11 protein-coding genes and 1 tRNA gene are annotated in these 14,041 nt (G+C 58.1%); 5 read left to right on the forward strand and 7 right to left on the reverse strand.

What is annotated here, in order from left to right; all coding sequences use genetic code 11:
* Nucleotide 1 precedes the first annotated feature (1 nt).
* Complete coding sequence (recN, locus tag GSR16_RS10150; RefSeq protein ID WP_159877023.1) at nt 2-1,672, forward strand: DNA repair protein RecN; 1,671 nt, start codon at nt 2-4, stop codon at nt 1,670-1,672.
* A gap of 77 nt (nt 1,673-1,749) precedes the next feature.
* Nucleotides 1,750-1,837, forward strand: a tRNA-Ser gene (locus GSR16_RS10155).
* Nucleotides 1,838-2,161: 324 nt separating this feature from the next.
* On the opposite strand, the gene GSR16_RS10160 is transcribed toward GSR16_RS10155, so the two are convergent.
* From GSR16_RS10160 to GSR16_RS10190, 7 genes are all read right to left on the reverse strand, one after another.
* On the reverse strand, nt 2,162-2,599 hold the full coding sequence (locus GSR16_RS10160) for an OmpA family protein (protein ID WP_159877025.1): 438 nt from the start codon (nt 2,597-2,599) through the stop codon (nt 2,162-2,164).
* 72 nt (nt 2,600-2,671) lie between these two features.
* Nucleotides 2,672-3,169: an Hcp family type VI secretion system effector gene (locus GSR16_RS10165; RefSeq protein WP_159877027.1), complete on the reverse strand. Its 498-nt coding sequence runs from the start codon at nt 3,167-3,169 to the stop codon at nt 2,672-2,674.
* 51 nt (nt 3,170-3,220) lie between these two features.
* Nucleotides 3,221-4,705 (reverse strand): type VI secretion system contractile sheath large subunit, encoded by a 1,485-nt coding sequence (tssC, locus tag GSR16_RS10170; RefSeq protein WP_159877029.1) that lies wholly within the window; start codon nt 4,703-4,705, stop codon nt 3,221-3,223.
* A gap of 1 nt (nt 4,706) precedes the next feature.
* Nucleotides 4,707-5,225 carry a type VI secretion system contractile sheath small subunit gene (gene tssB / locus GSR16_RS10175; RefSeq protein ID WP_159877031.1) on the reverse strand — a complete coding sequence of 173 codons (519 nt, stop codon included), beginning with the start codon at nt 5,223-5,225 and terminating at the stop codon, nt 4,707-4,709.
* A 38-nt stretch (nt 5,226-5,263) separates the two neighbouring features.
* Entirely contained in the window at nt 5,264-6,280 is a 1,017-nt protein-coding gene (gene tagF, locus GSR16_RS10180) for a type VI secretion system-associated protein TagF (protein ID WP_159877033.1), read from the reverse strand.
* 16 nt (nt 6,281-6,296) lie between these two features.
* Nucleotides 6,297-10,103 carry a type VI secretion system membrane subunit TssM gene (tssM, locus tag GSR16_RS10185; RefSeq protein WP_240902643.1) on the reverse strand — a complete coding sequence of 1,269 codons (3,807 nt, stop codon included), beginning with the start codon at nt 10,101-10,103 and terminating at the stop codon, nt 6,297-6,299.
* A 27-nt stretch (nt 10,104-10,130) separates the two neighbouring features.
* Complete coding sequence (locus tag GSR16_RS10190; RefSeq protein ID WP_240902456.1) at nt 10,131-10,988, reverse strand: M15 family metallopeptidase; 858 nt, start codon at nt 10,986-10,988, stop codon at nt 10,131-10,133.
* Nucleotides 10,989-11,159: 171 nt separating this feature from the next.
* Between GSR16_RS10190 and tssJ the strand changes: the two genes are divergently transcribed.
* From tssJ to icmH, 3 genes are all read left to right on the forward strand, one after another.
* Nucleotides 11,160-11,693: a type VI secretion system lipoprotein TssJ gene (tssJ, locus tag GSR16_RS10195; RefSeq protein WP_159877037.1), complete on the forward strand. Its 534-nt coding sequence runs from the start codon at nt 11,160-11,162 to the stop codon at nt 11,691-11,693.
* A gap of 288 nt (nt 11,694-11,981) precedes the next feature.
* On the forward strand, nt 11,982-13,328 hold the full coding sequence (tssK, locus tag GSR16_RS10200; RefSeq protein WP_159877039.1) for a type VI secretion system baseplate subunit TssK: 1,347 nt from the start codon (nt 11,982-11,984) through the stop codon (nt 13,326-13,328).
* Between the two features lie 7 nt (nt 13,329-13,335).
* Entirely contained in the window at nt 13,336-14,040 is a 705-nt protein-coding gene (gene icmH / locus GSR16_RS10205; protein WP_159877041.1) for a type IVB secretion system protein IcmH/DotU, read from the forward strand.
* Nucleotide 14,041 lies beyond the last annotated feature (1 nt).

A 14,041-nucleotide genomic window follows, 5' to 3' on the forward strand; every position in this document is an offset into this window, starting at 1 on the left:
CATGCTGCTATCCCTTCTGGTCAAAGACTTCGTCATCGTTGACAGCATTGCGCTGGACTTCTCCCCCGGCTTTACCGTACTGACCGGCGAAACCGGGGCTGGCAAATCCATTTTGCTGGATGCCCTGGGCCTGCTGCTGGGCGATCGCGCCGAGGGTTCGCTGGTGCGCGAAGGGGCTGAACGCGCTGAAATCAGCGCCGAATTCGACAGCCGTCAGCGCCCAGAAATCAAGGCCTGGCTGCAGGAAAACGCCCTGTCCGGCGACGACGACATCGTGCTGATCCGCCGCGTGCTGGACAAATCCGGCCGCTCGCGCAGCTTCATCAACGGCCAGCCCGCCACCCTGGCACAGCTCAAGCTGCTGGGCGAGTTTCTGGTGGACATCCACGGCCAGCACGCCCACCAGTCGCTGGTGAAAGCCGAAGCCCAGCGCGAACTGCTGGATGCCTATGCCGGCAGCAGCTCGCTGGCCCGCGAAGTGCATCAGGCCTGGCAGGAATGGCAAGCCGCCCGCAAGGCACGCAGCGATGCCGACAAGCTGTCACGCGAATCCGAAGTGGAACGCGAACGGCTCACCTGGCAGATCAACGAACTGACCGAGCTTGGCCTGCAACAGGATGAATGGGCCGGGCTCAACCAGAGCCACTCGCGCCTGGCCAATGCTGCCGAGCTGGTACAAAGCGCGCAGTACGCGGTGGATACCCTGTCCGAGATGGAGGGCAACTGCCTGTCCGTGCTCACCCAGGTACAAAGCCGCCTGAGCAAGCTGGCCAACCTCGACCCGCGCCTGGCCGACACCCTGTCGCTGCTGGATTCGGTAGATGCCGAACTGCGTGAAGTCGTCTACAGCCTGCGCGACTACGCCAGCGACATCGACGAGGACCCGGGCCAGCTGCAACAGGTGGAAAGCCGCATCGACAGCCTGATGAGCATGGCGCGCAAATACCGCGTACAGCCGCAGGAGCTGCCACTCAAGCTGGCCGACTGGCAAGCCCAGCTGGCCGCACTGGAGGCCTCCACAGACAGCGAAGCCCTGGCGCTGGCCGAAACCGCCAGCCTGTCGCGCTACCGCACCCTGGCCGAAGCCCTGTCCGGCAAGCGTCGTCAGGCCGCCAGCGAACTGTCCGCCCGCATCAGCAAGGAAATGCAGCAACTGGCGATGAGCAGCGCCCGCTTCGCCATCGAACTGGCGGCCCTGGCCGAACCCGGCGCCCATGGCCTGGAATCCATCGAATACCTGGTGGCGGCCAATGCCGGCACCAGCCTGCGTCCGCTGGCCAAGGTGGCCTCTGGCGGCGAACTGTCACGCATCAGCCTGGCCATGCAGGTGGTGATCAGCCAGGTGGCCAGCGTGCCCACGCTGATCTTCGACGAAGTGGACGTCGGCATTGGCGGGCGCGTGGCGGAAGTCATCGGCCACATGCTCAAGCAACTGGGTCAGCGCTATCAGGTGCTGTGCATCACCCACCTGCCGCAGGTTGCCTCTTGTGGCGAGCAGCACTGGCAAGTCAGCAAGCGCGAAGAAAAGAAACGCGTGGTCAGCCGCATCACCCCGCTGGATACCGAACAACGCGTACTGGAAATCGCCCGCATGCTGGGCGGTGCCGAACTGACCCAGACCACCCGCCAGCACGCCGCAGAAATGCTGAAAATGAACCGCGCAACCCCCTAGGCAAAACGGCTTGGGGCGGTTATGATTGCGTCCTCTCTCGCCATGGCGTCAACAAACAGCCAGTGGCAAGAAACTGCGGAGGTTTGGGTGAGTGGTTTAAACCAGCAGTCTTGAAAACTGCCGACGGGAAACCGTCCGTGGGTTCGAATCCCACAGCCTCCGCCACCCCATACTTGGACACCGTCACCTTCTGTCATCAAAAGGGCTAAAACCCTGGCAGAACGTGGCGGTTTCTTCATTCTGGCGCACCGCCACGCATCGACCATCATTTCATTTTGATGGTACGAATCACCGCGTGATGGTGCAGCCAAGCCCAAGCCGTCCACCATCCAGATACCCGCATGCGCAAAGCAAACCCTGCAGAGGGCTGGCGCTGCGCATCTAACCTCATGACCAAATATTTTGCAAATTCAGTATGCGAGCATGCGCTGTCGAAGCTGCAAGTGCTTGCAGCCTCCCTGTGATGCTCTTTATTCCCGCTTGCTTTGCTTATTTGAAAATCAGCTGTACGCCGTGCGACTTGCGCTCGGTATCGTAGCGGACCGTGATGTAGGCCTCGGAAACACCCACGTCGGTCAGGAAATTTTTCACGTCCACAGCACGAGCCTGGGCAGCCACCTTGGCATTGCCGATATCTCCGCGGTAGCAATGACCGCGCACGATGATGGACTTGCTCGCCTTGAGTTTGGGCAGCAGCCGCAATAGCTGTCCCTTGCCCACTTCATCCAGCTTGGGGCTGAGTTTGTCGAACGGAATAAAGTCAGCGTCGATCGCCATGTTGGCATCGATCTTTTTATCCAGCACCGCCTTTTCGGCAGCGGCCTTATCCAGAGCAGCCTTGACTGCGGGATCAATAGCATGTGACTGATTGGCAGCACAGCCTGCCAGCATGACCGAAAACAGGCCGCACAACAGCAATTGCTTCATGACAAACTTCCAGAATTGAACTGAACAACAGCCCGCCCCCGGCGGGAGCGGGCACTACAACGACAAGTCTGATCAGGCGATCGTCTTGTTGCTGGTCAGATCCCAACCGGCGCTGACATTACCGCCGCCAGTGCCGTCAGCACGTTTCTGCTGCGTATAGGTCCACTTGATCTTGCCGTAGGAGAAGCTGACCTTTTCGCTGGGGAAGCCGGAGTCATTGGCCGCGCCGCTGGGAACCACCTTGGAAATCAGCACTTGTTCCATCTTGATTTCCATGTACTTCACCTTGTCGCCACCAGCACGGCACAGCTCGATGGTCACATCCTTGATGTGCTTGCCGGTGCAGCAGGCTTCGTAGATCTTCGGGCTGGCCTTATCCAGGAAGTGGGTGATTTCAAAAGGTGCGTGGTTAACGCGCTCGGCAGTGGCACCACCAGCAGAGCTGGCAGTGGACTGGGCCGGCTGTTCCAGGCCATGGGCAAAGGACAGGATCTCGATCCAGTCCTTGTGCTTGTCATCAGTGCTTTCACCCGGGATACCATCAATTTTCAGAAATGCATCAAAAGCCATTTATTTACCTTTCATTATGAATGACACGTGGGACAGGCCCACCAACAGTAATCAACCCGCAGGCTGAGGCAGCTCTGCGACAAGTCGCAGGGAAATCGTCAATTCGTCCAGCTGGAAATGCGGGCGCAAAAACGCAGCAGCGCGGTACACGCCCGGCTTGCCAGGGACTTCCACCACGTCCACACGTGCTTCGCGCAGCGGATATTTGGCCTTGGCTTCCTGGCTGGCAGAGTCGTCCAGCAGCACATACTGGGCCAGCCAGGTATTCAGGTAGTCCTGCACGTTCTGGCGGGAAGCAAAGCTGCCGATCTTGTCGCGCATGATGGATTTCATGTAATGCGCAATACGTGACACGGCAAAGATGTAGGGCAACTGGGTGGACAGCCGGGCATTGGCATTGGCCGCATCGGTGTTATAGGTTTTGGCCTTTTGTACCGATTGCCCGGCAAAGAAGGCGGCGTAGTCGGTGTTCTTGCAGTGCACCAGCGCAATCAGGCCCAGATCGGACAGCAGCTTTTCCGTCCGGTCGGTGATGGCCACTTCGGTAGGACATTTGAGTGCCACTTCGCCGTTGTCAGTCTTGAACGTATGCGCGGGCAAACCTTCAACCAGACCACCGCCTTCCACGCCCCGAATGGCCGCAAGCCAGCCATACTGGGCAAAGGCATCCGTCAGGCGTGCTGCATAGGCATAAGCGGCATTGGTCCACAGGTACTTGTCGTGATTGGTACCATCCACATTTTCTTCAAAGTCGAATTCCTCGACCGGCACATTGTCGCGGCCATAAGGCAGGCGGCCCAGGACATGCGGCAGCACCAGGCCGACATAGCGCGAGTCTTCCGATTCACGGAAAGATTTCCACTTGGCGTACTCGACGGTGTCGAATATCTTGGCCAGATCACGCGGCTTGCCGATGTCGGCAAAGCTTTCCAGCCCGAACAGGCCCGGCGCGGCAGCGGAAATCAGTGGTGCATGCGCGGCCGCGGCAACATGCGACAGTTCTTCCAGCAGGTAGAAGTCTTCCGGATGGCGCGTGAATTCAAAGTCACCCACCAGCGCGGCATAGGGAGCGCCACCGAAAGTGCCGTATTCGTCTTCGTAGATCTTCTTGAACAGCGCGCTCTGATCAAACTCGGACGCCGCCTTGAAGTCCTTCACCAGCTCTTTTTTGGATACGTTCAGCACCTTGAGCTTGAGCTGCGTACTGGTTTCCGAGCTTTTCACCAGATAATTCAGGCCGCGCCAGGACGCTTCCAACTGCTGGAAATCAGCGTGGTGCATGATGGCGTTCAACTGCTCGGAAATAAGCGCATCGATTTCGGCAATGCGGGCATCCAGGCTGGCACTCAGATCACGCGAAACGGTGACACTGCCTTCCAGCACCTGCTCGGCCAATTCGGCAATCAGGTCACGGGCATGGCTGCGCTCGCTATCGCTGCTGGCAACACGACTTTGTTCGATGATGCTATCGAGCAGGCTGGAGGCTTGCTGAGTAGCAGCCAGCGGGCTGGCGGCAATTTGCTGTTCTGCGCTCATCTCACTCCCCTGCCTTGTCATTGCTGCCGGATTTACTGATCTGCTGCAGCTTTTCGGTGTCCTGCACGATATCGTCCAGCAGGGCTTCCAGCTTGTCGTTGCCTGCCATCTTGTTACGCAGCTCCGACAGGCGCTGACGCGCCGCTACCAGCTTGTTCAGCGGTGCCACCTGCTTGGCCACGTTTTGCGGTTCAAAATCGGCCAGACACTCAAAGTTGAGCTCGACGCCCAGCTGGCTGTCATCATCGACCAGCTTGTTATCCACCTTCATCGCCAGGCGCGGTGCCATGCCCTTGAGAACTTCGTCGAAGTTATCGCGATCAATCTGCACAAACTTGCGACCGGCTTCCTTGAGCTTGGGCGGCGGCTCGCTACGGTGACCGGAATAATCGCCCAGGACACCCATGACAAAGGGCAGCTCCTTGGTTTCGATGGCATCGCCGATTTCAACGTCGTAAGTGATCTGCACACGCGGAGGACGTACGCGCGACAGCTTTTTCTGTGTACTTTCATTACCCATGATGAATCCCCATATAACCGAAAATGCTCATCAAACCGTTAAACAAGACTGCGAGACAGACTGGCCATCACATCGCATAGCTGGGCCAGTGAAAACTGTGGATCGCTCAGGCGGCGACTAAGGATGTAAACCGCCTCGGCGTAAGACTGGTGGCTGCACCAGGGTGCGTGTGGGTCCGTGACATCGATGATGTACCGGGTATCCAGCTGCTTGCCCCAGCACTGCGCCAGCATGGGGGCGGTAAGCGCCCCCGGAATCAACGCCAGACAGTTGCGCTCAGGCTGGCGGATGATCAGGCATTGCACCGGGGTGTCCGGCAGGCTGGAGGTGGCCGCAGTAAACAGGGCCAGCCAGGTGACGACCGCCAGCATGTCTTCACCCTCGCCATCCGGCAGCGGCAACAGATAAGTCTGCGAAGACAGGCTGCCCTGAAACTTGCGCAGCAACTGGCTGTGAAACACAAAGGACAGCAGCAGGGAGGCCAGATCGGCATTGCCCGACTGCGCCAACTGCGCAGACAACAGGCTGCAGGGCGTCATGGCCAGGTGACGGCTGAGCAGTTGCTCGGCCAGTTCGGTATCTGCAGCGGAGCCTGCACCAAACAAGGATTGCTCCTCCAGATACTGGCGGCAGGCCACCATCTCCACTGCGTTGTCGATGGCATTGCTCAGCTGCTCCTGCAAACCGTTGTAGAACAGCTCGTTGGACAGCATCATCACGCCCACCGGCGGACGCGGCATATCAGAAGGCAGCAGCGACGCAGCCACCAGCGGATACAGCCTGCCACTTTCGTCCCGGCTGGGCTGGATTACCCCCAGGGCCAGCCATGCGCCATCGGGCGTGCGGGTAAGGAAGGAAGAAGCCGGCATTTGCTGGTAACGCTGGCGTGCGCTGTCGTCGTCCAGCAGCACCAGGCTGTCGGCAATCACATGATCCAGCTGGGCCGCTGCCGTATGCGTGGCATTGATGCGGATGAAGTCACCACGTCGCGGCAGTTTGCCAAATACGCAGAATTCCCCTGCGGTTACTGGTGTGCGCTTGAAATTGAAGGCCATGTACTGGTCGTCCTTGTTACAAAGTCACGCGCTCAGGCAGGTTTAGTTTGTAAAGCTTGATCAGTTGCAAGGGATTGACTCCACCAACCATACGGAAATTGAAACGCACCATCTGCCCGTCCGTGGCTTTTCCGGCAGGCCAGGACAGCTGCACCAGATCGCTGCTGTCTTGCACAACCTTGGCTGCGGCCAGCAGACGCATCAGACCCATGCGACCGGACTGGCTGGCAACCACACTGGCTGCGCCGTTATACGAAACAACCTGGATGCGCGCGCCGCCGGCATTGTCACTGCCCGGCCAGTTAAACGGCTGCCAGGTTTGTGGGCCGTTGCGGTAACGCAGCTCCTGGCCATCCACCACAATGGATATTTCCGACAGCCCTGGCGTGGGCTGCGGTTGCAGCTCGAAACGGCTGTTTTCGCCATCCTGCAACTGGGTGGAGGCCAATGCTCCCAGTTTGCCGGCGGCGGACAGGAACTCCGGATTGAAGCGAATGCCCTGCTCGCCCCAGGCGCGTGCCACCAGCGTGTCTCCCTTGCGCTGCACCAGGCCGTTCAGGTATTTGTTGATGAATTTGTCCAGCACGCCATCATTGGCTTTGACAAAGCGGTTGATCTCGGCCACCGAGGCTGCGCTACCCGAATCGGTAAACGGATACTTGCTGGCCAGCTGCTTCCATTGCGGCAGCACCTCATTGGCCCAGGCCTGGTTAATGTCCTGCTGCACCGGCCCCAGCATCGCGGTATAGGACTGCGACAGCGGACGCACCAGCATGGGGCGCACCATGGCCGCGGTATCGGTCGACACCTGGTTGAGCAACGAGTTGTCTACATAGGAAATGGTATCGGCCAGTTCGGAGCCGGAACCGTTCAGCGTGGCCTGCAATGTAGCGCGGGCCTGCGGACCCGGCTCGTCAGTGGAAGCAATCGATGCCACCTTGGCTTTCAGCTTGGCCAGTTGGTCGAGATAGCCGTTGATAGGCGGGTTGTCGCCCTTGACCAGCTGGGCCACTCCGGCAAAAGCCTGACCCACTTCGCCAAATTGCTTGTCACCGGTTTTCTTGCCTTGGCCATCACTACCGCCCTTGAGAAACTCGGTTGTTTTCTCCAGTACCGACTGCTTGGCGTTCTCCAGCGAGCGGTTCAGTTCGGACGGGTTATCCCAGGAGGTTTCCATGGTTGCACGCACCAGAATCAGCTTCACCGGCGAACTCTGCTTGTCAGACAAGCGGGTCAGCGCCGACGCCGACTGCGCCGGGTTACTGAAATCACGCACCGTCACACCGGGCAGGAATTTCTTCCAGGCGGCAATGTACTGGGTGCGGTACAGCGCCATCAGCGCGGCACGGTTTTTCTCGACATTGCCGTCCTTGCCCAGATTGTCCTGCATGGACGAAGCAAGTACCCAGTCATCGCCACGAATCTCGCCCTTGCTGGCTTCATCGATGGCTGCTTTGACATAGCCGTTCCAGGCTTCGCGGGTGAACACCCCCTCCACCATCTGGCTGCTGGCCATGATGTCGAGATCGCGATTATCCAGGATGCGGGCCACCGTCAACGGTGCGTAACGGGTATTGGCGCGGGCGCGGATTTCGTTGTACACGCGCTCTTCAGCCGACAAATGCTTGTAGGAGCTGCGCAGGGTGTCGCGTACTTCGCTGACCAGGCGCGTATCGTTGTCGATCAAAGGCAGGTCGCCCGCCTTGATCTGACTGACATAGAAAGCCACCAGTTTTTCGGCGACCGACATGATTTCTTCTACCGAATACTGGCCACGCTGGCTTTCCAGATAAGGCCGCCAGTAGCGCGGAATCTGGTCGATCAGTTGCGGCTCGTCCATGCGCTTTTGCTCGTGCAGCATCAGATAGGTTTTCAGCGCGTTGTATCCCACTTCCAGCTTGACCGGCTGGTTAGCAGCAGCGGCGTTGCCAACAAGCTGACCGGTCGGCGCACTGGCATCCAGCATGGCGGCGGTGGCCTTTTGCGCCCAGTAGTCGTAAGCACCGAGTGCGCCAATAACGATATTGGGCAGGCTCCTGTGCGGCTTGGTCGGCCGCGGATGGGGCTTGGCCGCCGGGGCAGCGTGTACCGGCTCAGGTTTGGCTTCCGGCTTGGCGACCACTGCTTCGGTTTTGGGAACAGCCACCGGCTGGGTTTCGGGCTGCGCCTTGTACTGCTTGATGGTGTCTTCCAGATTGTGCTGCACCGGCACCAGCATCACCTGCCGCAGGCCAGCAAAGTATTCCTTGCGCAGCCCTACTTCCAGATCATTGCCCTGGTACAGCCCCCAGCCCAGTTGCCAAGGCTCGCCGTTTTTACGGTAGTCCTGGAACTCTTCCAGCCGCTTTTGCAGTACCAACAAGCCGCGGAGCTTGTTGTACAACTGGCCGGACGCCATCATTTTCCGTGCTTCACCACGATCACTGGCAACTTGTGCCAGCAGGCGCTGATTGCCAATGTATGTCCACGACCATACCCCGGCCACGCCGGCCAACAGCAATACGCCAAAGACCATGGCCAACAATCTGGCGCGGCCGCCACGCGGTGCTGTCTGACGGGAAATCAGATGCTGATCGGGAAACAGTACCTCCCGGAAAAAGTCGCGCAGGAAAAAACTGTATGAAGATGGGGCCTGCTTGCCATCACGCCCGACCGCACTCAGGTCGAACTGGCCTTGCACACGGTTGGCCGCCACAATGCGCGGCACACCCTCTTGCAAGGCACTGGTGAAATAGAAACCGCGCAACAGCGGCCGGCCGTGATACGGGTCTTCCTCATGCAGCAGGCGCATGAATTTGACTACCGCTTCTTTCAGACCATGAAATTCGATGGGAAAAGCAAAGTGCGCCGGGCTGACCTGGCTGCCACGGTGCTGCACCAGCTTGTCCTCACCCATCTGCACCAGGCCACGGTATAGCAGTTCAAATTGCTGGGCAGTGGCCGTGGCAACGTCAAAACCCTTGCCCTGTTCGGCACTCAGCGTTACGCCCCAGACACGGGAGCGCTCTTCATCGCCGGCATCCTGAAAGAACTGGGCAAAGCCGCCCAGCAAGTCCAGCTTGGTAAACACCAGATACACCGGCACCTGGGCGCCAAAGGTATTGCACATTTCATGAATGCGCTCGCGCACCTGGCGCGCATAAGTGGTGAAGCCTTCAGTATTGTGCTGGGCCAGCTCGGGCAGGCTGATGGCCACCAGGATGCCGTTGACCGGGGCTTTGGTGCGATGCTTTTTCAGCAGCTTGAGAAATTCCAGCCACTCGACACGGTCTTCGGTCTGGGTAGCGTAGCGGCCAGCGGTATCCAGCAGCACCCCTTCCGTGGAGAAGAACCAGTCACAATTGCGCGTACCGCCCACCCCCTGGATGCCACTCTTGTCGCTAAATGGAAAGGTAAGGCCGGACTGCAGGATGGCCGAGCTTTTACCAGCCGCCGGATGGCCAATAATCATATACCAGGGTAATTCGTACAGCGCCGCGCTGCCGCTAGACACCCCCAGCTTGGATTTTTTCAGGGTATCCACTGCCGCCAGCATTTTTTGCCGCAGCAGTGTTACTTCGGCGCGCTTGCCAGCATCGGCACCGATCACAGCATCATCCGCCTGTTTGCGCAGCATCTTCTCCAGCAGGCTGCCGGCGCGGCGGGTAAGCAGCTGACCTACCAGCAAAGTCAGCACCCACAGCAGCATTACCCCCACAATCCACCCGAGACGCGCTTCCGGTGAAGGCAGCCCCATCCAGGGTCCGACAAACCAGATAAGCAGGATCAAAATCAGGAAACCAATCGCCGAGGCGACCTTCCCATGCCGAAGCCAAGCTTGCATAACCACCACTTCTTGAAAATTGAAACGTTACCTTTTACCCAGCAATACCTTTAGCGAACCGGTCTGCTCGATATGCCCATAATCCTTGAAACTCCAGTTACCACCCCAGGTAAGCCCGGCGGTTTGCGCCTCTTCGCCCAGTGCCTGGTAAGCCTGCATCGCCCACGGGTCACGCTCTGAAATCACCACCTTGCCGGCACGCATCGGTGCCAGATCGACAGCCAGACCGTATTGGTGCTTGCTTTGCCCACCCTTGGCCTGGGTAACATGATTACCCTGCGCGGCCAGTGCATTCTGTCGCTCCGGGCTGCGATAACCCTCCAGCAGCACCATGCCGAATCCACGCGCCCGCATTGCCACCATCACCCGCAATACGGTCTGCACAAAGGCCGGATTCATGTGAGCCCAGTCACGGTTGGCATGCACGATATCCAGAGAAGGCATCTGGTTTTGCACATCAGCAAAGGCGGTGGGTGGCAAGGGCGGCGGCGGCACCAGCTTTTCTTCCAGCAAGGTCTGCTTGATACGACCGGCCTGCTGATAATCCTGGGCCACGTAATCAGGGCGCTGGTAGTAATGCCCACCCATCTTGAACACGGCTACCACTCCAAGCCCCACCAGCAACAGTGACAGCAAGGGTAAGGTCACCCAGCGATAGCTGTGTAGCCGAGCTGCCGCTGCAGGCTCAGCCGTCGTCACGACCTCGGCTTCTCCAGGAGGCCGAGCAAGGGGCACAGACACCCCCTGCTCCAGCACCGCATCGGCGGAGGTGTCGACTGCCCAACTGCCAGCAACCTGGCCTCCCAGGAAAAAACGCCACCCCACCCACGCCACCAACACCACAAGAGCGGCTATGACGAAAGGCAGTGCGATAGTCCACTGCATGATTCATTCCAGTAATTCAGATATTTTACACTTAGTTTAAAGTGTATTTATCTTATGTAACAATAGCCATACGGTATATTGTAATGTACTTTTTCATGACTTTTGACTAGTTGTAATTACTAGTAAAATATGAAGCTTCCATTCCAAACCATCTGAATTCAGAATTTACCCATGCTGAAGAGACCTAGAGCACACTGCCTGCACATGCTGCTGAAAGCCTTGCCAGTACTGGCATTGGCTGCTTGCGGCGGCCCCAAGCTGGTAAATGTCACCGGCGAGGGCAGCAAGGGCATGAACCGTGACGCACAAGGCAAACCCTTGTCCGTGGTGGTGCATATTTATCAGTTGCGCAATGCCGATGCTTTCAACCGCATGACCATGGATAGCCTGCTGAGCGGGAAGCCAGAAGCGGATTTGCTAGGCAATTCGCTGATCTCCAGCAAGGAGCTCACCCTTATTCCAGGGGGAAAGCTGGCCGAGCAGGAAACCATAGGCGAAGAAACGCGATACGTTGGCGTGGTGGGCTTTTTCAGGCAAGCAGACCCGGCCTACTGGCGTTTACTGTATGCGGCAGAAGCGGTGAAAAGTGACGGCCTTAATTTCAAGGCGGCCGACTGCTATCTGCAACCAGTGCGGACCAAGAATACCGCCATCCCGGGGCAGCCGGCGCAAATACCAAGCATTTGTCATGCTCAGCAGCGTTAAAAAGTTAAAACCCCTGCACAAGACTGTCTCAATTTAACAACAATTGTTATGAGTCATTCAATGATTCATTAATTTAATTTTATTGACATCTTGCACCCAATAAATATGACAAATGATAGTTATACTAAGTAAATATACGCATAAAGCACTAAAACTCACCAAAACCAGATTTGACAAGGCAATCCGCAAGCACTGGCAACAGCGCCATGAAGCGGAAAATCGACACGATGAACCAGAGCATTACGCTACGACAGCCATAATGCTATGCGCATGAAAGTTTGAAATCAGATGCAACAAGCAAAACGGGTTCTGTGGGGTGAAGGCATGTTTCTTCGACCGCAGCATTTCCAGCAACAGTCACTTTTCCTGGAACAAAAAACTACGGCACTGCTGCAGCACGCACGCCGCCACCAATGGGGACTTATCCAGCTGAAACTGGACGAACAGGCACTCAAGGGCGGCATGGTGCATCTGGATGAACTGGCCCTGCTGTTTCGTGACGGCACCCTGTACCAGGCCCCCACCAATGCGGCGCTGCCCCTGTCACGCGAGCTGACAGCACTGCCGCAACTAGGTATCAAAACGCGTCTTTATGCCTGCCTGGCCAATATGCAGCCCTATGGTGGCAATACCCGCAGCGGCGATGCCAGTGCGCGCCCTACCCGCTTCACCAGCCAGCAAAGCGAGCTGGGCGACCTGTACACACAGGCAGTAGACGCCGATATCAGCACGCTGGAGCTGGATGTTCGTCTGATGCTGGAAGAAGAAAACCGCGATGGTTACGATGCCATCGCCCTGTGCGACCTGGAAAAGAACGCCACCGGCCAATGGGTAGTGGCGGCAGGGTTTATCCCGCCGCTCACCACGGTAAGTGCATCGGATGATATCCAGCAGTTGCTGCGCCGCCTGCTGGATATCCTGCTGGTAAAAAGCCAGTCACTGGCAGGCAGCCACCGCGAGCGGGCAAAAAGCGTAGTCGAGTATGGCTCCACCGACATCAGCTCTTTCTGGCTGCTACACAGCGTCAACCGCAACTTTGCCCGGCTGCGCCACCTGTCCCTGTGCCAGCCGCTGCACCCGGAAGAGCTATACATGGCGCTGGCTGAGTTCTGTGGCGAACTGCAAACCTTCTCTACGTTGTACAGCCTGGCCGACATTCCAGCCTATCGCCACGACCAGCTGCAACAGGTACTGCCCGTGCTGGACCGGCAAATCCGCGAACTGCTCGATACCGTGATCTCCGCCCGCTACACGGTCATTCCACTGCATTCACCCAAGCCGTCATTCCATATCGGCCGCCTGGAAAGCGACCGCCTGCTGGAAAACGTGGATTTCTACCTGTCGGTGCAAAGCGAGCTGCCGGCCTCCCAGATAATCGACAACGTACCGCTCAAGATGAAGATTGGTGCACCAGACGACGTGGAGAAAATCCTCAACTCCGCCCTGCGCGGCGTCGCCATCCACCATGCGGCGCAAACGCCATCCGCGGTGCCGGTACGGGTTGGCAACCACTACTTTGCCTTCGAGCCGCATGGCGACATCTTCAGCCGCATGCTGCAGTCGCGCAGCATCTGCATTTACCTTCCGCAAACCCTGTCAGATCTGAAGCTAGAGCTGATCGCCGTCTTCCGCTGAGTACGCCATGAGCCAAGCTATTGCTACCCCGACCACCGAACGCCCCATCACCCTGTCGGCACCCGCGGCCCCCTCGCTGCGGGAAATGCTGGAGGACGGCATTTACCTGCTGTTTCTGCTGAAGGATGGCAATGCCCCCGGCAGTGCTGTCGAATTCAACCGTCGTGTGGATGGTTTTCTTTCCCAGTACGAAAAAAACGCCCGCAACTTCAGCAAGGACATGAATGACGTCAATCATGCCAAGTACGCCTTTTGCGCCTTGATGGACGAAATCATCCTGTCCTCGTCCTTCTCCTTGCGTGACGAATGGGAACGCATGCCGCTGCAGCTGCGTTTGTTCGGCGAGCATCTGGCCGGAGAAGGCTTTTTCAACCGGCTGGAACAGCTGCGACTGGAACCCACCCGCAATATCGAAGCGCTGGAAGTGTTCTACACCTGCCTGCTACTGGGCTTTCAGGGCAAATACCTGCTGGAAGGCGAAGAAAAGCTGGGCTACCTCACCCACAAGCTGGGCCAGGAAATCCAGCAGGTGCGTGGCGGCAAGGCGGAGTTCGCCCCCAACTGGCAGCTGCCGCAGCGCTTTCAGGCCTTTGTCCGGCACGAACTGCCCTTATGGCTGTACGTTGCCCTGCTGGCCGTAGTAGGCAGCGGCATTTTCCTGACCTACCGCTGGTTGCTGTCACAGCAATTAAGCAAGGTATTTGGCGGCTGAG

Origin of the sequence: Aquitalea denitrificans (assembly GCF_009856625.1) — a bacterium.
Lineage (GTDB): Bacteria > Pseudomonadota > Gammaproteobacteria > Burkholderiales > Chromobacteriaceae > Aquitalea > Aquitalea denitrificans.